This window comes from Neptuniibacter sp. QD37_11 (assembly GCF_047778105.1).
Classification (GTDB): domain Bacteria; phylum Pseudomonadota; class Gammaproteobacteria; order Pseudomonadales; family Balneatricaceae; genus Neptuniibacter.
Genome location: NZ_CP180552.1, coordinates 265,683 through 282,770, shown reverse-complemented (window position 1 = coordinate 282,770; position 17,088 = coordinate 265,683). Strand labels below are relative to the sequence as shown.

16 protein-coding genes are annotated in these 17,088 nt (G+C 42.6%); 8 read left to right on the top strand and 8 right to left on the bottom strand.

The window, feature by feature from the left end; genetic code table 11:
• Nucleotides 1-116 precede the first annotated feature (116 nt).
• The 4 genes from lpxL (at nucleotide 117) to ACMXYT_RS01225 (ending at nucleotide 4,464) form a co-directional block, all read left to right on the top strand.
• Complete coding sequence (gene lpxL, locus ACMXYT_RS01240; protein WP_415899860.1) at nucleotides 117-1,034, top strand: LpxL/LpxP family Kdo(2)-lipid IV(A) lauroyl/palmitoleoyl acyltransferase; 918 nt, start codon at nucleotides 117-119, stop codon at nucleotides 1,032-1,034.
• An 11-nt stretch (nucleotides 1,035-1,045) separates the two neighbouring features.
• Complete coding sequence (locus tag ACMXYT_RS01235) at nucleotides 1,046-1,825, top strand: glycosyltransferase family 32 protein (RefSeq protein WP_415911759.1); 780 nt, start codon at nucleotides 1,046-1,048, stop codon at nucleotides 1,823-1,825.
• A gap of 50 nt (nucleotides 1,826-1,875) precedes the next feature.
• Nucleotides 1,876-2,982, top strand: a complete 1,107-nt coding sequence (locus ACMXYT_RS01230) for a glycosyltransferase family 4 protein (protein WP_415899857.1) — start codon at nucleotides 1,876-1,878, stop codon at nucleotides 2,980-2,982.
• 216 nt (nucleotides 2,983-3,198) lie between these two features.
• Entirely contained in the window at nucleotides 3,199-4,464 is a 1,266-nt protein-coding gene (locus ACMXYT_RS01225; protein WP_415911758.1) for an O-antigen ligase family protein, read from the top strand.
• On the opposite strand, the gene ACMXYT_RS01220 is transcribed toward ACMXYT_RS01225, so the two are convergent.
• From ACMXYT_RS01220 to ACMXYT_RS01205, 4 genes are read right to left on the bottom strand one after another with little or no spacing between them, the layout of a single operon-like run.
• Nucleotides 4,454-5,758 (bottom strand): hypothetical protein, encoded by a 1,305-nt coding sequence (locus ACMXYT_RS01220; RefSeq protein WP_415899855.1) that lies wholly within the window; start codon nucleotides 5,756-5,758, stop codon nucleotides 4,454-4,456. The two genes, ACMXYT_RS01225 and ACMXYT_RS01220, sit on opposite strands and share 11 nt — an antisense overlap.
• Nucleotides 5,759-5,782: 24 nt before the next feature.
• Nucleotides 5,783-6,769, bottom strand: a complete 987-nt coding sequence (locus tag ACMXYT_RS01215; RefSeq protein ID WP_415899854.1) for a glycosyltransferase family 9 protein — start codon at nucleotides 6,767-6,769, stop codon at nucleotides 5,783-5,785.
• Nucleotides 6,759-7,550 (bottom strand): glycosyltransferase family 2 protein, encoded by a 792-nt coding sequence (locus tag ACMXYT_RS01210; RefSeq protein ID WP_415911757.1) that lies wholly within the window; start codon nucleotides 7,548-7,550, stop codon nucleotides 6,759-6,761. Before ACMXYT_RS01210 ends, ACMXYT_RS01215 begins: the two co-directional genes overlap by 11 nt.
• The gene (locus ACMXYT_RS01205) at nucleotides 7,543-8,283 is read right to left on the bottom strand and encodes a hypothetical protein (RefSeq protein WP_415899852.1); all 741 of its coding nucleotides are present in this window, start codon (nucleotides 8,281-8,283) and stop codon (nucleotides 7,543-7,545) included. The genes ACMXYT_RS01210 and ACMXYT_RS01205 overlap by 8 nt, the downstream gene beginning before the upstream one ends.
• Before the next feature lie 489 nt (nucleotides 8,284-8,772).
• Between ACMXYT_RS01205 and lpdA the strand changes: the two genes are divergently transcribed.
• A complete protein-coding gene (gene lpdA / locus ACMXYT_RS01200) occupies nucleotides 8,773-10,908 on the top strand; it encodes a dihydrolipoyl dehydrogenase (RefSeq protein WP_415899851.1) in 2,136 nt (711 codons plus the stop codon).
• On the opposite strand, the gene ACMXYT_RS01195 is transcribed toward lpdA, so the two are convergent.
• Genes ACMXYT_RS01195 through ACMXYT_RS01180 form a run of 4 tightly spaced genes read right to left on the bottom strand, consistent with a single transcriptional unit; the run spans nucleotide 10,899 to nucleotide 14,066 of the window.
• Entirely contained in the window at nucleotides 10,899-11,603 is a 705-nt protein-coding gene (locus ACMXYT_RS01195) for a hypothetical protein (RefSeq protein ID WP_415899850.1), read from the bottom strand. The genes lpdA and ACMXYT_RS01195 overlap by 10 nt on opposite strands.
• Nucleotides 11,596-12,444, bottom strand: coding sequence for an MTAP family purine nucleoside phosphorylase (locus ACMXYT_RS01190; RefSeq protein WP_415899849.1), 849 nt, complete (start codon nucleotides 12,442-12,444; stop codon nucleotides 11,596-11,598). The genes ACMXYT_RS01195 and ACMXYT_RS01190 overlap by 8 nt, the downstream gene beginning before the upstream one ends.
• Nucleotides 12,445-12,453: 9 nt before the next feature.
• Entirely contained in the window at nucleotides 12,454-13,365 is a 912-nt protein-coding gene (locus ACMXYT_RS01185) for a radical SAM protein (RefSeq protein ID WP_415899848.1), read from the bottom strand.
• Between the two features lie 17 nt (nucleotides 13,366-13,382).
• A complete protein-coding gene (locus ACMXYT_RS01180) occupies nucleotides 13,383-14,066 on the bottom strand; it encodes a TIGR04282 family arsenosugar biosynthesis glycosyltransferase (RefSeq protein ID WP_415899847.1) in 684 nt (227 codons plus the stop codon).
• Between the two features lie 174 nt (nucleotides 14,067-14,240).
• On the opposite strand from ACMXYT_RS01180, the gene nfsA reads away from it, so the two are divergent.
• Genes nfsA through ACMXYT_RS01165 form a run of 3 tightly spaced genes read left to right on the top strand, consistent with a single transcriptional unit; the run spans nucleotide 14,241 to nucleotide 17,003 of the window.
• Nucleotides 14,241-14,978: an oxygen-insensitive NADPH nitroreductase gene (gene nfsA, locus ACMXYT_RS01175; protein ID WP_415899846.1), complete on the top strand. Its 738-nt coding sequence runs from the start codon at nucleotides 14,241-14,243 to the stop codon at nucleotides 14,976-14,978.
• Between the two features lie 34 nt (nucleotides 14,979-15,012).
• On the top strand, nucleotides 15,013-16,245 hold the full coding sequence (locus ACMXYT_RS01170; RefSeq protein WP_415899845.1) for an EAL and HDOD domain-containing protein: 1,233 nt from the start codon (nucleotides 15,013-15,015) through the stop codon (nucleotides 16,243-16,245).
• Nucleotides 16,246-16,256: 11 nt separating this feature from the next.
• Entirely contained in the window at nucleotides 16,257-17,003 is a 747-nt protein-coding gene (locus tag ACMXYT_RS01165) for a sulfite exporter TauE/SafE family protein (RefSeq protein ID WP_415899844.1), read from the top strand.
• Nucleotides 17,004-17,088 lie beyond the last annotated feature (85 nt).

The following is a 17,088-nucleotide window of genomic DNA, read 5'->3' as shown; positions in this document are numbered from 1 at the left end:
CTCAGAAATTAGGCCGGCATTATAACCTGACGATCTAACTTCCCCAACCTTCTCGCTGGCTGACGAACAAAGACACACGTATAATCAGCCGCTTATTGATCAAGATCTGATTGACTGTGAATAAAACTGAATCCTTTTTAACCCCCAAATACTGGCCAACTTGGCTAGGTGTTTTTCTACTTAGAATGCTTGCTTTACTGCCTTTTAAAATGGGTTTAGCTTTCGGCCGTCTTCTGGGTATTGCTCTTTACTATTTACTGCCAAAGCGCCGACACATCACGAATGTTAACTGCCAGCTATGTTTCCCAGAACTCAACGAGACGGAGCGTAACCAATTTGTTAGGGATGTGTTCAAAAATAACAGCATCGGTTTAGTAGAGACCGCTTGGTCATATTGGGGCAACAAAAAAGCTCTACAAGAGCGCACAGAATATCGCGGCTTTGAATTACTAGATGATGCATTGAGCCAAGGGCGGGGCGTCATCTTACTTGGCGCCCATTATTCTCACTTAGATTTAGGCGGCATGCTCTTTTCTGGACATGGCGCTCCACTAATCTCTATGTACCGCCAACACAATAATCCGTTAATGGAAAAAACAATCCACCAAGGGCGTGCTTCGTTTAGCCGCCCTATTGAGCGAAAACAGTTACGAGAAATTATTCGCTGTCTCAAGAAAAACCAGGTTGTTTGGTATGGACCTGATCAAGACATGGGTCATAAAACATCGGTATTTGTGCCTTTCTTTGGCCAAACAGCAGCTACCGTGACAGCTACAACTCGCATGGTCAAATTAAACAATTCCCCTCTTCTATCAATGCAACAACGCCGCAAAGAAGACGATTCCGGCTACATTGTAGAAATTGTCCCTGTTGATAACTTCCCTAGCGGGGATAAAACTGAAGACGCGACATTAGTGAATTTAGCCATCGAAGCAGGTGTAAGAAAAGCGCCAACACAATATATGTGGGTTCACAAACGATTTAAAACACAGTTAAATGGCAAGGAAAGCCCTTATCAGAAATCCTCAAAGTAGTAGGACTATAGATGAAATTGCCTTTAAAGATCATTCTAGTTAATCGACTTGCCAAACTTTTCGGGGCATTGGTGAAAGGGCTTTCTTTTATTTTTCATTTTTTATTTCCTAAGAAGCGCTTCACTATCCCAACTCAAAGCAATCCTTTAGTGAAAGCAAAGAAGGATACAAAGATTCCAAAAATAATCTGGCAGACTAACTACACAAACCGTGTAAGCTTACCTGTTTATTGTAATTACCTATTCAATCGTTTGATTTCACCTGATTTTGAATATCGTTATGTCAGCACAGAAGACCGCCTGACGTTTATCAAAGAAAATTCCTCAGCCGATATAGCAGAAGCTTATGAGAAGCTTACTGATGGCGCTGCTCAAGCCGACCTTTGGCGTATGATCACCCTAAACCATCACGGTGGTATATATATGGATATTGATGCTCATGCTGTTTGGCCAATATCTAAAATGATCAACGAGGAAGATGAGGAAGTGTTTCTTCTTAACAAAGAGCACTACACAAACTACTTCATTGCCAGCGCCCCTGAAAATCGTTTCTTAACCAAGACAATTGAAACTATTGTCAAAAACATTCAAGACAGAAACATTGGCCGTGGCGTCTATGATTTAACTGGCCCTGCTGCATTTAATAACGCAATCGGTGAAGAAAGCGTCAATCACAGGTATTACAAGATCACTTGTATTCAAGGCAGCTTTACCAATGAGCATTTCCAATATATCGATAAGCCGAGAGGAAAGTGGACTCATGCAAAGAAAGAAAACCTTCTTAAAGACTAACTTCGAACAAAAAAAAGCCAAAATCTAATACTTTCTCTGGAACAACTTCAATGAGCAAGCAAATTCTACAACTATGCCTATCACCCGATTTAGGAGGCCTTGAGCTTTATATGCAACGCTTAAGCAGCTATCTAAACAACGAAATAGGCATTCATGTGGCTGTTGCTCAAAATGGTAAGCTAGCTTCGTCTCTATCTGAAAATGTTGATCTGAAAATGTTGCAGCTACATAGACATGCATGGAAAAATATTTTCAAAAATGCAAAGCAATTAGCTACCTACATAGATACTAACAAGATAGATTTGATTCATTTACATTGGACGAAAGATCTCCCTGTAAGTGTGTTGGCTAAAAAGCTAAGTAAACGTAAGCCCAAGCTTGTACAAAGCCGTCATATGAATATGACGCGCTTCAAAAGTGACTTCTATCATCGCTGGCTCTACAAAAACCTTGATCTAATGATTGCTGTAACAAAGCAAGTTCAAGAACAAATTACTCAGTACATTCCTCAGGAGATAAGACCAGCAGTAAGAGTTTCTTATATCGGCGCTCCAACATACCAACCTCTGAATAAAACATCACAAGAGGCTCTAAAAGAGAAGTACCAGCTTACAGATAGTTTTGTCATAACCCTTGCAGGTCGTATTGAACCTGCTAAAGGCCAAGAACTGTTAATCGACGCATTACAAACGCTTAATAACCCCAATGTAAAAGTCATGTTTATTGGCAATCCAATGGATGATGGTTACCTGAAACAATTTAAAAAGCGGATTGCTGATAAAGAACTATCTTCACAAGTTGTTTTCACTGGTTTTGTAAGCAATGTTCAAGACCTCATGGCCATAAGCGACTGCGTTGTACTTGCAACTAATAAAGAAACATTTGGCATGGTCTTGGTAGAAGCAATGCATACTGGCACAGCTGTACTAGCCAGTAATAGTGGCGGACCTTTAGAAATAATCACCCCTGAACGAGATGGCTTATTGTTTGAAAGCCAGAATTCACATGATCTGTCGAATAAACTAGCTACTTATATCGAGGCTGAAGACCTTCGTAACAAATTTGCTGAATCAGGTCGACAGAAAGCATTATCCAAGTTTGACAGCCAACAACAATTTATAGAAGTTCTGAATTTACTAAACAACGTCACTAGATAAAAGTGATAGAGCTCTCAGACTAGACCTAAGCATGAGAAGAAATCGAAAATATGTCTACATCTCGACACCCTTTCATTTAAAATATACCTCATTGATATACCTGCTCATCGCTTTATAAGCTCTACTTTTGAGGCTTAAGAAATAAACCGCAGGTTAGTAGAAAGACTGTAATACCAATATAGAATCGAGAGTCAAATGGTAGCTAGCTTAAAAAACATGGACATTTTAGCCTTAGCTAGATATTACCTTACAGCTGCAACCTGCGGCTTGATTGTTTTTTCCGTCACCTTTCAGAATAGCTACAACATATTTTTCGCTCTAATTTTATTCTCATACATATTTTTTATCAGTCCAAAAGTGCGCCAAAATATACATCTAAGTTGTTTTGAGATAAGCCTTATCATCATCCTGAGCCTGTATATTGCAGCCTTCATTTTAGAGGTATTCTTATTTGGCGAAAAAGCTCGACTTCTCGATAAACCAGCAAAAGCTCTTTTACTCATACCGCTGATTCCTATTCTAAATGCCGTAAGATTAGAATATCGATATATAGTCACAGCATTCACTATAAGCTCTGTAGCACTTCTACTGATGGCTGGATACGAAATCTATATCCTTGACTACGACAGAGCTGGTCGTGACATTAACCCTATACAGTTTAGCGCTATTGCAATTAGCATTGCTTCCGTTGCTTTGGCTTTAGCCATTACAACAAGGAATACAAAAAAGGCCTTTCTAATTCCTCTGGTATGCCTAGCTGCAGGAGGTCTATGGGCAGGATTTCTGAGCCAAAGTAAAGGCAGCATCATCGCTATACCAATAATCCTATTTTTAATTGGCTGCCTATATTTATCCGAACTAAAGGTAAGCAAAATAAAAGCAGCCGTTTACGTTAGTTTATTAATAACACTTTCAACCACAGCACTTTATAACAGTTCCATTAAAGAACGTTTCCAAAAATCTATCGAAAACACATTAGCCTTTAATGAAGGTTCTAGAACAAATACATCTAGCGGCATTCGCTTAGGACAGTTGAAAATAGCATTAGAGGCGGGCCAACAGTCGCCGCTTTTAGGAATGGGGTATTCGGATTTTAATTCATATAAGGATCAACAAGTACTTGCTGGGCGATATGGACAAGAGTTACTTAAATTCGACAATTCCCATAATACTTACGTCAACTCATTTGCTCGCCGTGGATTGGTTGGATTACTTGCCGTAATTCTATTTTTAGGCTTCCCAATCTATTTAGGGATACAAACCTGGAAAAAAGCCCCTAAGGAAGTAGCCCCTTATGCTGTTGCTCTTTCTGCTTTTGGGTGCGTATTCTTTATTGCAAATATCACCCAAGAAGTAATCTTTCTAAATACAGGGATTATCATGTATACCGGATTATTGGTGATATTAACCAGTATGCTGGCAGAACGTATAAAAGCATGTGAATCGGATCCCTCCGGTGCACAGCTACCATCTAACCAATAATATAGATTGGACTGTCAGATATTCTGGCAGTTTCTTTATTCAATGTAGCAGCTGACTTATCCATTAAATACTTATTTTCAACGCTGATATTTTCTTGCTTTAGATACTCTAATAAAGGCAGCTCAACCTCGTTCCCCCAAAGCACAATCACATCTCTATTTGATTGAATGTTTTTACAAGCGAGCTTATATACCTCACCGTGTTTTTGGTATTGATGTACTTCTACATCCCCCAAAACGTCCAGCATGGTTTTGTAAACTAAAAAGGCTTCGCGCTTACGCAAACCTTCTCGGCTATCAACCAAACCATAACCAGGCGCGATAAGCTGATGCCAGTGGACAGATTCAACTCTCTGAGTAGCCATAGCCTGCAGATGGTAGCGAAGCAAAAAATTAGCATAATCGCTTTCACTTACACACTCAGTTTCACTGGTAGGTGCCCAAGGTGCCGTATTGGACAAAGGCCAATTTGCTTCTGTCAGCAGTAATTTACTGGACGTTTTAGGGCTTAATCTGGCGATACTGTGCAAGAGCGTAATTTTATTGAAGGTATCAAAAACCTTTATTTGCGGGTTCTCTGGTGCGCCACGTCTGTCTACATACAGAAGCGCTGCCACTTTATCGAACTTCAATCTAAAGCCATTAAACAGAGCTCTAATCAAGTAAGGATATTCAAAGTCGATAACTGAGGGGCCTAATAGCTTTAACCCCTGGAACTGCTGATCTCGGACCTTCTGCACCACCTGATAAAAATGTAGGTACTCTGCTACTGAGAAAAAGCCCCACTTGGAACGATTGATCGTGGTTCCGATTTGAAACTGCTTTACTAAAGGTGAGAAAACTTCAAAAACTCTGGCCATATCCTTAGCAAGTAGTTGATGATCACCAATATGCTGACGATCTTGCACTACCACTAAGAGAATTTCTTTCTCGCCAAACCCCGCCACAAACTGATAATACTCATCGATACGATCCATCTCCGACAGGAAAAATCGTACCTGTAAGCTTTTACAGCCCAGCTCCTCAACCAACGCATATTGCTCTTCCCCTTTGTCTAAATTGACACAAAGAGAAAAGAAATGCGCCGAAGACGGCTCCACTTTTCGATTAAAGAGCCAAGCGATCAGAGCTATAGGAAATACGATACAAGATGTCAAAAACGTAAGCAGGTAGTCTTTTAGGTGCTTACGCTTCATCCGCTTTTTATAAGCTCTGTCTGTGATGATTCGCGGTTGATCTGAATAGTGATCCCACGGATGTAGATCATCTTCAGAACCAGGTTTAGGCGCTGGCAAGACGCTCTCCTTCTAAACACATAGTTATGAAACCTGCCCAGTTAATTGAAGTAATTCTTCTTCAATTTCAGAGTACAGCTTGTCTGAATAATCTTGCGGGACAGTAAAGTTATGCTGGTTTTCCGGTTGATTGATCGAAGCCCATCGAGCCGGAGAAGCAACCTTTACATCACCGAAGAAGGATATGGTTTTAAGATTAGATCCAGCGGCTAAATGCATAGGGCCAGTTGAAGTACTGACAAACAAAGAGAAATTACTCAACAGCAGAGCAAAGTCATAAACGCTACCCTGCGATCGGTGCAAAACCGCCTGATCTCCAAGTGCAGCATCTGCTTCAGCAATTAAAGATTCATCATCAGGGCCGAAGGTAAACACGACCCTATGTTTGTTCTGCTTAATTACTGCTTGAGCTAGACGGATATAATCCTGCAGCGTTAGGTTTCCATCGGTACTCCCACCACTTCCCGGGTGAAAAGCAACGATGGGGCGGTCATTTTCTAACTGATATTGCGCATTAAATGCTTCCAAAGCCCGAATTGAATCAGCCTTAGCAAAACCAAACAAAGGCGCCTGTATACCTGTCTCGATTTGGTGATCGAAAGCTTTAAGAAGATCTAAGTTATAGGCAAACTCAGTTTTTTTCACCTGACTACGGCGCTGCTTAACTCGACAGTTAAACCAGATTTGAGCCAGTTTAGTCGCCGGTCCTATGCGCTTAGGAATGCCCGCTCGCCATAACAGAAAACCTAATTGTGAATCGATAAACGCAGAGATACTTACAGAGCACTTTGCTTTTTTTACCGCAGATAACGTAGCACCAAGATTATCAGACTGATACTCAATCACCTCATCAATATACGGTAACTGCTGCGCTAAACTGAGATTGATCTTAGACACTAAAGCAACCAAGCGCAGCTCTGGTCTAGCTGCCTTTAGGCATTGGAACATCGGCAGAGCAACAACAAAATCGCCAATCTTGTCGTGGCGAGTAATTAAGACACTAGTTGTCATTGGCGTTCTCTACCCTACCGCTATTGTCTTTAGCTGCTTTATTCAGCTCATACAGCTTCATATATTTATAAAAATTCGTCGCCATATGTGAAAAGGCGATAATCAATCCTGCAGACCCATCCATAAAACCACGCTTTAAAAAATAGGTTTTAAAGAAGGAGTAGATGCCATTCAAGCTAGCTTTAAGCGGTGAAGACTTCTTTATGCCTTGCTTATCTTCTGCAAAAAGAGAGGAGTACTTATCAAGCTTAACGATGAACTGAGAGATATTCTGATAAGGATAGTGACGAACGATACCTGCTAGATTTTCGACTTCGAAGCCATCGGTGACAACAAGCTCATGCACTTTACTACTATTAAAGTTGGTCTTGGTACGATCATACAGACGCACGATCACATCTTTGCCCCAACAATGCTTAACTTCACGCTCTTTGTAAAAGTTACTGCGTGTAATTGAATAGACCTTATCAGAGTCTAATGAGCGTTGTTCCAATGCGGAGATAAACTCATCTGCAAGCACTTCATCCGCATCCAATGACAATACCCAGTCATGCTTAGCATAACTAGCAGCACGCTGTTTCGTTTCACCAAAACCTAAAAATGGCCCTTCAACCAAATTCACATTCTCGAAGTTGGAAACTAGTGATTGTGTGCCATCATCCGATCCATTGTCATAGATCACCACATCGGTAAAACAGGCCAAAGCCTCCAAAACAGGAACAATAGTTTCTGCGCCATTTTTAACGATAATAACGCATGAGATATGGTCGATATTAGTCATTAACGGGCTTACCTTTTAAGCGCTTCTTGAAGTTCTTAAAGCGTTTATTCTTGTTAGAGAAGAGCTTTACCTGCTCTGCAAAATCCTCAGGAACAGTGCTATGTTGAGCGTACTCTTTTGCAATAACATCTAAATCTGCATCTCTCGCCCAGAGTTTTTCAAAACCCCGTGCTCGCATTTCGTCATCGAGCTCAAGTTGTAGCATGCGATTAACATCAACAATCTTAAACTCATAACCACCATCAGCGAGTTTTCGGATCAAGATATTACCCGGCGAATAATCTTTGTGGAAAAATCCAGCATCGTGCAGCGCTAAAGAGAACCTCGCAAATGCTTTAAACACTTCAGGTCGATCCGGAAAATCCAAGTCCAGTAAGGGCTCACGGATCGTAAAATCATACGCGTAATGCTCACTGATAAAATAACTATTAGAGATTAAGCCACCGTCAAAGTACTCAACATAGGCCACTGGTGTTGGCGTAAAGTCACCCAATAACAGAGAGTTCTGATAAGATTTTTCAGCTTTACTCGGTCTAAAGTAGGTATAGATACAGCGCCTTAATAAGTTAGGCACTTTGAAAGACTTCAAGACCAATGATTCATCTAAGCAATCAACTATCTTTAATTCATTCCGGGCTTTATGAATGGATGCATCACTGCTATCAAACAAAGCAGGCACATCTTTCAAAATAGAACTAAAGCGCTGACAATTTGGATTTACAACTGATTTCATAAGGTTAGATGTATCTCAATGGCCTAAACAGGATCAATACGCTACCGTTTAGGTTCAAAAGGCACAGAGCCTTTTCTACAATTTAAACAACGAATTTAGGCGCAGTTTAACATAAGCTGATTTATTCATATCATTGATTTACTCCTAAGATACATAGGGAGCCTGCGAACAAGCCCTATACAACTCAGGCTTACAGAGCAATTGAAGCACGAGGCAATGATTACAGGCATGCTGGTTGCTTGTCGAAAATCATTAACAAAGCGATTCAGTTGCTCCGTAAGCCCCGCAGGGTGGGATCTAAAACGACCATCTACTTTGTCAGCCAACTTGAAAAGGTCTAGACATTTCACTGCGCTGGCTTTCGCGTATCTGGTCGTTTTATAACCCACTGAGAAAGTATTAGGCTTATTCGTAGGCTCCCTAAGGAAAATGAAACTTTCCTATTTTATCTCTGTCCTAGAAGCTTCTGAATTTAAGTAGATATTATTGATGAAAAAGCTACCTCTACTCCTCGTTATCCTAAGTGCAATTGCGGCCTTCTTTATATTTGATCTGGCCCAATACTTAAATTTGGACTTTATCAAAAGTAATCAAACGAGCTTCGAACAGTATTACGCTGAGAATCCAATCAAGACAGTAGCGATTTTCTTTGGACTGTACGTGCTCGTTACAGGGCTTTCTTTGCCCGGTGCTGCAATTATGACGCTGATTGGCGGTGCACTATTTGGGCTCGTTACCGGCTTACTTATCATATCCTTTGCCAGTACCATCGGTGCAACCTTAGCTTTTCTATGTTCCCGCTTTCTATTTCGGGAAAGCATTCAAAACCGCTTTGGTAAGCAGTTACAGTCTTTCAATGCGGGTATGGAGAAAGAAGGTGCTTTCTACCTCTTTACCTTGAGATTAGTGCCGATCTTCCCCTTCTTTATGATCAATCTAGGTATGGGCCTAACCCCAATCAAGACCTGGACATTCTATTGGGTAAGCCAGGTAGGCATGCTGGCTGGGACTGCCGTTTATGTGAACGCAGGTACACAACTAGGTCAGTTAGAATCTCTCTCAGGCATTTTGTCTCCAGGGATCCTACTGTCATTTACTTTATTAGGTTTATTCCCACTGATTGCCAAGAAAGTGATCGATCTACTTAAAGCAAAGCAGGTTTATGCCGGTATTCAAAAGCCTTCTACATTCGACACTAATATCGTTGTTATAGGAGCTGGTTCTGCCGGACTAGTCACCTCTTACATTGCAGCAGCAGTAAAAGCCAAAGTCAGTTTGGTTGAAAAGCATAAGATGGGAGGCGACTGCCTAAATACCGGCTGTGTACCCTCAAAAGCTCTGATTCGTTCCGCTCGCTTTGTAGCGGATAGTAAACGTAGTCAGGAATACGGCATTGAGCACAGCGAGGTGAAGTTCAATTTCGCTGATGTTATGGAGCGAGTATCCAAAGTCGTTGAACAAGTGGAACCTCATGACTCGATTGAACGCTATACAGGATTAGGCGTCGATTGCGTAACTGGCAATGCAACCATTCTTAATCCCTATGAAGTGGTCGTAAATGGAGAGATCATTACGACCAAGAATATTGTCATTGCTACAGGCGCTAGACCACGTATCCCAGCGATCAAAAACATAGAAGCCATGCAGCCACTGACCTCAGATAACCTTTGGCAGATACGCGAATTACCGAAACGACTGTTAGTGCTCGGCGGCGGCCCAATAGGCTGCGAATTAAGTCAATGTTTTGCTCGTTTTGGTTCTGAAGTGAGCATCGTTTTACGTGGCGATCACATTATGCCCAAAGAGGACAAAGACATCTCTGACTGGGTTAGTCAGCGCTTTGATCAGGAAGGCATCAATGTATTAGGCAATCGCAAAATGTTGGAGTTTGTAGAACGAGAGGGAAGCAAGTACCTTGTTTGCGAATATAAAGGCCAGATGGAAGAGATCCCCTTCGATCAGCTATTGGTAGCGACAGGGCGACAAGCTAATGTGAACGGCTTTGGCTTAGAAAATTTAGACATACAAACCAAAGCTGACGGAACTCTAGAAGTAAACGAGTACTTACAAACAAAATACCCGAATATCTATGCTTGTGGTGATGTAGCAGGTCCGTACCAGTTCACGCACGCTGCAGCTCATCAAGCTTGGTATGCAGCAGTAAATGCTCTGTTCGGTCGGTTCAAGAAGTTTAAAGTGGACTACTCGGTAATCCCCGCTGCAACTTTCACCGATCCAGAAGTCGCACGTGTGGGTTTGAACGAGTTAGAAGCTAAAGAACAGAATATCGCTTACGAAGTCACCAGCTTTGATCTTGAAGAATTAGATAGAGCAATAGCAGACAGTGACAATCACGGTAAGGTTAAGGTACTAACGGTACCGGGCAAAGATAAAATTCTTGGGGCTACCATCGTGGGGCCTCATGCGGGCGAACTTATCACCGAATTTGTCACCGCCATGAAGCATGGCTTAGGCTTTAACAAAATCCTAGGTACCATTCATATTTATCCAACCATGAGCGAAGCTAACAAGTACGCTGCAGGTGAATGGAAGCGAGCCAACGCTCCGCAAAAATTACTGGACTGGGTAGCTAAATTCCACCGCTGGGAACGCGGTCAAAAGTAACGCTGTTTTACTAATTTGATAAACTCAGGCCAAGCCTGTTTTAACCATAACCTCTGATAAAGGCAGGTTATTTTAAACCAGCCTTTATCTTCATATTTTCGCGCACTGGTAGATAAAGGAACTGCACAACATTTCAGTTTTATGCCTTGCTGACGCACATACCAAACGAACAAGTGATCTTCGCCATAAGCGGCAGCCTCTGGATACCCTCCTACCTGTTCAAATAAGGGCTTTGAGATTAAAAACCCCTGATCGCCAAAGGGCACCCCTAAAAGCCGTGACCTTAGGTTTGCACCAAGCGCATTGATAGACATAGTAGAAGGCCCATCAGAAATAAAAGCCAGTGAACAATAATGCAGACGTTCAGGATAACGCTTTAGATTACCCAATAAGTTGGAAACTAAGCCGCTTTCGAATCGACTATCTAAGTGAAGAAACCAAAGATACTGCCCCCCAGCCTCTTTTGCTCCGCGGTTCATCTGTATGGCTCGACCAGGCTCAGTACAAAACCACTTTACCGAAAAATTTGATAGAGAAGTGCAACTCTGAGCTAATCCCAGTTGCTCTTGTTTACAAACAACAAAAATCAACTCAGCGCCGTCAGGAAGGTGTTGTAAGTCGTGCAACAATCCCTGCGGGACCTCTGTTTCTATAGGCCCCACAGGAATAATGACGGAGAGGAAAGGCTTAGGCACTCAGCAGTTCCAACAGCTCTTTCTGGGATTGGTTCAAGCTGTCGCGCGGCGTTAATACAGCAGATGCCAAACTGCTTCGACTAGCACACTCAAACGCTTCTTCTGGGCTATTAATAAAGGCGGCGAGAACTGCCTTTGCTTTTTCTAAACTTGCACCATAACGGGCAATCACCTGCTCCACACTGACATGATGCGCAGGATCATCCATCCAGCAATCATAATCGGTCGCTATAGCGATAGTGCAATAACTGATCTGCGCTTCTTTTGCTAAAAAAACCTCTGGCACATTGGTCATCCCAACTAAGTCACAACCCGCAGCGCCTCGCAAGAAGAAGCTTTCGGCTCTAGTACCTAATCGCGGCCCATCTACACAGCCATAAGTTTTATTTCGATGCAGGGAAATACCTACCGATTCACCCGCTTTTTCCAGCGCATCAGCTAGAGGTTTTGAGGTGGGCTCGGCAGTGGAAACATGGGCTGCTAAACCATTTCCAAAAAAGCTCTTCTCGCGATTACCTTTTACAAAATCAAAGTACTGATCCGGCAACGATAGATCACCCGGCTTTATCTCTTCTTGCAAACTGCCGACAGCAGATAAACCGATTACCTGCGTCACACCAAGCTTCTTTAGAGCCCAGATATTTGCACGATAATTTACTTCCGAGGGCAGTAACTCATGACGACGACCGTGACGTGGTAAAAAAAACAGATCTCTTTCACCCATCCGGCCTTGCAGAATAGGGGCCGAAGGGGAACCGAAAGGCGTCTCTATCTCATGCTCCCCCATAACTTCTAGCCCTTCTAACTGATATATACCTGTACCACCAATGATTCCTAACACACTCGCTCCTTATCCTTCACTACAAGACGCACCGTAAGCAAAACAGCTATAACAGCGATGATGCTTCATGCTTACTCGGTGCTCTAAACTTTCTCTTAAGCTACCGCCCAAATCGTACTCTTCGTCATCATCCACCAACGTACAAGCATAGACGCGCATCTGACCATTTTTCTTCACCACCATTTTGCTAAAAGCGCACATAAAATCTTTACGGCTCTCTTCCGTTTGGTAGGTGGTCATACATGCTGTAGTTACCTGAGGCACCTGAGGAAGGCTCCCCGGTGTGGCAAAGTCAGGGAATGCGACCAAGTTAAGATCGCGAGGTAAACCGTATTCAACAAAGAGTGTTTTAAATGCTTCATCAACCGACGCTTTATCTTCCTCTTTATCCATATGCCGAGCGACAGATATATGAAACCCTAGATCATATAGCTGCTTTAGGCCGTTAAGGGCGCTAACAAAATTACCCTCACCGCGCCCCGCATCATGTTCTGCTGCTGTAGGCTTATCTAGGCTTACCCGAAAACTCACGGGATAGTTCGACTCGTTTAATGTCGCAACTTCTGCCATCCGTTTTTGGATGGCTTCCGTACCATTGGTTAACACAAGGCAGGGTCTAAACTGGGAGGCGTACGCCAAAATTTTGATCAGTTGTTTAGCGAGAAATGGCTCGCCTCCGGTAAATGAAAACTGTTCAACACCGAGCTCCAGAGCTTCATCGATATAAGGCTTCACATCCTCAAACTTAACCAATTCCAAACGGTTATCGCCTGGAGCTGAACCTTCTAAGCAAAAGGGGCACTGCAAATTGCATGCGGTGCCAGTGTGAAACCATAATTCACGTAATGTAAAAGGATCGATATAGCCCCGCTCCTCACCTTGCGGGGTCTTATACCAATTTTCCGTATGGATACGCTGCATAAATGACCTGTTTATTCCTAACTTGTAACCATCCTGTTATTCACTATAGGCGTAATCAACTGCAGTAATGCTTGCCTTGCTATCCGCTGGTCCGATTTAAGATCCTCGATCAATCGCACCAGATCTGCTTCAAGATCAATATCATAAGTCGGTGCGATATAGCCCACTGACAGCCCGGCACCTAAACAACACTCTTCAAGCCCTTGCGCTAAATGCTCAGTACTCCAAGGCAGAGCTTCGATATCCGGCCATGCAACCCCTGAAGCCATCACTGTGACACCTCCGTCATCGGCCTTACTGCAAACAACATCATAATCAGCCATCTTATGGCAAACCTGCTGAAGAAGATCTAAGGTTAAAATCGGTGCATCAGTTCCGATAGTCACTATATTTTGATGACCTTGCTCTCTCAAACATTGATCAACTGTATTGATCCTTTCGCCAAGATTACCCGATGGCTGTGGAATCACTTGAACGTGCTCACGGTCCAGTAATCCCTCTGCCCACTCAACTTCATCAACAGACGCAGGTGATAGTACAACCCTACCCGACCACGCATCAGCATCCTCGATTGCACACTGCAACAAAGCCTTGGCAATCTCAAAAGTTGTTTCAGCACCTAATGAGGCCGCGATGCGTTGTTTACCCTGCCCAATACGAGGCTGCTTACAAAAGATTAATAGCGTGAAGGCTTTGCTCATATACAGGAGTAACCCTTATTTAAATTCCCTAACTGATTGATAGACCTAAGCTTAACGCGATAGTTCAAGGAAAACATATTCCAAACCATAGCTAAAGTTAATCCGCTACCGCCCTTCTGCTAAAACCAAGGCTGTGATACAACTCAAGCTTTAAGTTTTTATTAAAGGGCTGCTATGAATCAGGTTATCCAACTTCTTAACGCACATCGTTCTATTCGAAAGTTCACTGATAAACCGGTGAGCCAAGAACAGATCAACCGTTTTGTTCAAGCAGGTCAAGCAGCTGCAACTTCAAGCTTTATTCAGGCTTGCACCGTCATCCAAGTTAATGATCCAGACAAGCGTGCTTCACTAGCGGAATGGGCGGGCAATCAGACCTATGTAAAAGAAGCACCAACTTTCCTAGTTTTCTGTGCAGATATGAAACGTCATCAACTAAGTTGCGATATGCACGAAGCGGATATGCTATCTGGATTTACCGAACAGTTTATTACTGCCACAGTCGATTGCGGCTTATTTGCGCAAAATGTTGCCATTGCAGCAGAATCCGAAAATCTCGGCGTGGTTTATATTGGCGGTTTGCGGACTAAGATTGATCTAGTATCTGACGCATTAAACCTACCAGAACTGGTCTACCCTGTATTTGGCATGTGCATTGGTGACCCTGATCAAGACCCTGAAGTGAAACCTCGTTTACCATTGGATGTCGTGCTGAAACATGACCGATACGATGACAGCCAAGATCAAGAGCTTATTGCCGCATACGACCAAGATGTTCAAGCGTATTACAGGAGTCGTACTGGCGGTCAAAAGGATATGACTTGGAGCGAACAGATTTCAGGGATGCTACAAAAAGAGGCTCGCCCTCATATGCTTTCTTTTCTACAATCACGCGGATTCCTAATAAAATAAGCCTCAGAAACAACTCAGAGGTTCGGAGAGGACAATGAGCGGCGAAATCGATACTGAAGAGTCATTAGATCTATTACTAGCAAGACAACCTGTTTTTAATAAAAGCCAGGATGTTGTTGCGTATGCCCTACTATATAGAGGGGATGATGAAGCAACTGAACGCAAGTTTAGCGATCACTTAGCAACCTCTTCGGTCATTCTAAATACATACGCTAGCATATGTCAGGAAGGGGAAGTCAGATCTCTACCTTGCTATATTAAGCTAACAGACAAAACCATCATGTCTGAGCATTTTCCAGAACTTCCCAAGGAACACTTTGTACTTGAAGTGCTGAGCCATTCTGAGATTTCTCCAGAATTTATAGAAAGAGTAAGAGAACTTAATCAATTGGGTTACAGACTGGCTCTCTCAGATTACAAGCCAGACACTAAGTTTGATCCTCTTTTGAATTTAGTCCACATTCTTAAGATAGATATCCAATCTATTTCCACAGAATCTATTCCCGAACTAGTTAAGAAACTTCGCCCTTACCATTTAGAGCTCTTAGCGGATAAAGTTGAAACACAAGAAGAGTTCAGAAAATGCTATGAACTTGGCTTTTCTCTTTTCCAAGGATACTTCTTAAGCAAACCCGAACCAGTTAAAGGAAAAAAATTGGGTAGCAGTAAGATGCTCCTTTTACAGATGATGGTTGAGCTTCAAAGCCCAACAGCCACAGCTCAATCTGTAGAGCAGCTAGTCATTAATGACCCTTTACTGACCTATAGGATCTTAAGAGTTGTAAATTCAGCTGCCTTTAACCTTAATCGTGAAATAGAATCCCTCTCCCACGCAATTAGCCTACTTGGTTTTGAACAAATCCGTAAATGGGTTAGCTTGTTCCTCGTAACAGATACTCAAGAGAAACCTGTCGAATTAACTCGCAGTATGCTTATCCGCGGCCGAATGTGTGAACTCCTTGCAGAGATGCTTGGCCGAGACCAACCTATCAATAATTTTATAACAGGACTATTTTCAAAACTGGATGTTTTGTTGGATATGGAGTTGCCTGAATTACTAGAACAAGTGCCTTTACAGAATGACGTTAAAGCGGCACTAATTAGTTACGAAGGTCAACTTGGTCAGATTTTAGAACAGGTTAGCAAATACGAGGATGGCAATTTTGAGCAGATTGACCTCTTACTGGATCAACAATATTATGAAGTTGCCTACCGACACAGTTTGAATTGGTCACAACAAGTAATGCAATCGTTAAGTGATAAATAACTGGCTCATTCGTGCCTATTATTGAGAATATCGAACTCACCCTGCTGCTAATTTTTGCGGCAGCAGGGACTTCATTTATTACTGCTGCTATGGGGATCGGTGGCGGTGTTCTACTTCTAGTAATTCTTGCCTCTTTTCTACCCGCTTCAGCACTGATACCGGTTCATGGCCTTGTGCAGCTAGGCTCCAATGGTAATCGTGCAATTGTCACTCGACAGCATATCGACTGGGAGATGGTGATTTGCTTTAGTATGGGCGCTCTAATTGGCTCGGCACTCGCCTCACTCATCGTAGTACAGCTACCACTGACGTTTATCCAAATTTCCGTTGCCCTATTTATTCTTTTTCTAGTCTGGGGACCAAAACCCGGTCCGCATCAGATGAGCAGAAATGGCCTCGTCGTCGCTGGTGCAGGTACAACCTTCGCATCCATATTTGTCGGCGCAACAGGTCCTCTAGTAGCAGGCTTGGTACATAGGCAAAATTACGACAAGCACAGCAGCACAGCTAATTTCGCCACCTGCATGAGCATGCAGCATTTACTCAAGATATTTGTGTTTTCTTTTGTGGGATTTGCTTTCTGGCAGTGGTTACCATTGATCGTACTGATGATTTTAGGGGGAATGGTAGGCACTTGGCTCGGGCTAAAAATGCTCCATCGCATCCCAGAGAAGCAGTTTAAAATGCTTTTCAAAACCGTTATTACAATTCTAGCATTACGATTACTGTGGCAAGCAGGCACTAGCTTTCTCAACTAATTCTTTTTTAGCTAAGAACATTTATTACATCTAGTTAGACACAAAAAAGGCAGCCAAGGCTGCCTTTTTATAAATCTAGAAAAGC

What these genes read in the sequence shown, in the direction of transcription:
- lpdA (WP_415899851.1), top strand. Translation starts at nt 8,773, where the DNA reads ATGAAAAAGCTACCTCTACTCCTCGTTATCCTAAGTGCAATTGCGGCC.
- ACMXYT_RS01225 (WP_415911758.1), top strand. Translation starts at nt 3,199, where the DNA reads ATGGACATTTTAGCCTTAGCTAGATATTACCTTACAGCTGCAACCTGC.
- nfsA (WP_415899846.1), top strand. Translation starts at nt 14,241, where the DNA reads ATGAATCAGGTTATCCAACTTCTTAACGCACATCGTTCTATTCGAAAG.
- ACMXYT_RS01185 (WP_415899848.1), bottom strand. Translation starts at nt 13,365, where the DNA reads ATGCAGCGTATCCATACGGAAAATTGGTATAAGACCCCGCAAGGTGAG.
- ACMXYT_RS01230 (WP_415899857.1), top strand. Translation starts at nt 1,876, where the DNA reads ATGAGCAAGCAAATTCTACAACTATGCCTATCACCCGATTTAGGAGGC.
- ACMXYT_RS01205 (WP_415899852.1), bottom strand. Translation starts at nt 8,283, where the DNA reads ATGAAATCAGTTGTAAATCCAAATTGTCAGCGCTTTAGTTCTATTTTG.
- ACMXYT_RS01180 (WP_415899847.1), bottom strand. Translation starts at nt 14,066, where the DNA reads ATGAGCAAAGCCTTCACGCTATTAATCTTTTGTAAGCAGCCTCGTATT.
- ACMXYT_RS01210 (WP_415911757.1), bottom strand. Translation starts at nt 7,550, where the DNA reads ATGACTAATATCGACCATATCTCATGCGTTATTATCGTTAAAAATGGC.
- ACMXYT_RS01170 (WP_415899845.1), top strand. Translation starts at nt 15,013, where the DNA reads ATGAGCGGCGAAATCGATACTGAAGAGTCATTAGATCTATTACTAGCA.
- ACMXYT_RS01215 (WP_415899854.1), bottom strand. Translation starts at nt 6,769, where the DNA reads ATGACAACTAGTGTCTTAATTACTCGCCACGACAAGATTGGCGATTTT.
- ACMXYT_RS01235 (WP_415911759.1), top strand. Translation starts at nt 1,046, where the DNA reads ATGAAATTGCCTTTAAAGATCATTCTAGTTAATCGACTTGCCAAACTT.